Annotated in this window: 1 protein-coding gene; it reads right to left on the bottom strand. The window is 70.7% G+C overall.

Annotation, left to right across the window (positions count from 1 at the left end; genetic code table 11):
* Positions 1–188: 188 nt before the first annotated feature.
* Entirely contained in the window at positions 189–1,421 is a 1,233-nt protein-coding gene (locus E1200_RS32980; protein WP_131956551.1) for a glycosyltransferase, read from the bottom strand.
* Between the last annotated feature and the right edge of the window lie 454 nt (positions 1,422–1,875).

Raw genomic sequence — 1,875 nt, 5'->3', positions numbered from 1 at the left:
ATCCCCAACCCCGACGGCACGGGCTGGCGCTGGGGCGAAGTCGAAGACGATGCCCCCTAAGGCACGGTCGCCCCGCACCGAAGCGCCGACCTGACTGCAAGGCAAGCTTCGCCTGCCCATCCCGCACGCCCATCTCCCGCCGACGCCACATCGGAGATCGGCCGCTCAACCGACGTCCTGGGTGACCGTCAACGAAGGAGCGAGTCGATGATCTCCTGCGCCCGTCCGACACCGTCCTCGGCCCGGATCCGCCGGCCCAGTTCACCTGCTCGGTCGGCCATCCCCTGATCCTGGACGGCGCGCCGGATCTTCGCGGCAAGCCGGGGCACCGTCAACGCGCGGAACGGCAGCGGACCCGGCCCCGCGCCGAGCGACGCGACGCGTTCCCCCCAATAGGGCTGATCGCCGAAGAACGGACAGACAACGGTCGGCGCGCCCGCCCGCAGGCCCGCCGCGGTCGTTCCCGCGCCCCCGTGATGCACCACCGCGGCCATCCGCGGGAACAGCCACGAATGCGGGACGTCCCGTACCGCGAGAACGTACTCATCCGAGGTGTCCGGATCGCCCTGGACGATGCCGCGCACCCCGGCGACCTTCAACGCCGTCCGCACCACCATCTCGGTCATCTCGGAATCCTTCGGAACCATGCTTCCGAACCCGACATACACCGGCGGCGGACCCGCCGCCAAGAAATCCGCGAGCTCCTTAGGAGGCTCCCAATCAGGCTCGTCGAGGAACCAGTAACCGGTGAGGTGCACATTGGCCGGCCAGTCCCGGGGCCGTGGCACCACGGCCGGGCTGAAGCACGCCAGTACCGGCCCGTCGTCCGCCCGCCTGCCGCGCACCGGCAGCCGCCGCAACCCCAGCGTCTCCTCCCGCCACGGATTGATGAACGGCCGCGACAACTGCCACGCGATCTGGTCGACCGCCCGGAAACTCGCCCGGTTCGCCCACGGCCCCAGCACCCGCGCCCGCGGAACGAACGGATGCGGAAACGCGCCGGTCGGCTGGCTCGGCTGAAAATGAATCAGCGCCCAGGGAACGCCGAGATGCTCACCGATATGCCGGGGAAGAAAACCGAGCGTCGGCCCCAGAATGAGATCCGCGCCCTTACAGGCGTCCAAACATTCAGCCAGGAGCCGCTCGGCCATCGGGCCCAATATCCGCCGGAAGCCCCCGAGGAACTTCACCGGATTACGTCCGCCCGCCAGCAACTCCTGACCGGCGTCCGATTCCAGGATCTCCGTCGGGTCCGCCGTCAGCGGCGCGAGCTCCAGCCCCGCGGCGACGACCATCGGCGAGTACCGCGCACTCGCCACGAGCCGCACCTCGTCCCCCCGCCGGCGCAACACCTGCCCCAGCGCCACACACGGCTGGATGTCCCCCCGCGACCCCGCCGCGAAGATCACGACTCTGCTCACGCCGTCCTCCTACCAGGCATCGCCACGCGGCTTGGGCTGCGGCTGGTCCACCGGTTCCTCCTCGGGCACATAGGGCTGATACCACCCCTCCGGAAGCGATGGCGGCTCCTCGGCCTCGACGCTCTCCGTGCCACCGGACGGCGGCGTTCCGCCCCCCGCACTCGAAAGCCCCCCTGAAGAGGACACCCTGTACTCCCGCGGACGAGTCTCGGCACCCTCCTGCACCGTCCCGCGGTCGACCGGCTCACCCTCCCCAGACGCCTCCGCGCCCGCACCGCTCACCGGCAAGCCCGACGCCTGCCCGTCACCGCCACCTTGCGTCACTCCACCACCTACGACCTGCGAGGAAGCCCCGCTCTCCGGCCCACCATGCGGCAAGCCACCACCAGCACCCGCACCCTCCGCGCGGACCTCCGGAAGACCGGCCGTGCCGTCGTCCGCCCAGGGATTCCGG

The organism is Actinomadura sp. GC306 (assembly GCF_004348665.1).
Classification (GTDB): Bacteria; Actinomycetota; Actinomycetes; order Streptosporangiales; family Streptosporangiaceae; genus Spirillospora.
This window is presented reverse-complemented; position numbering and strand designations above follow the sequence as displayed.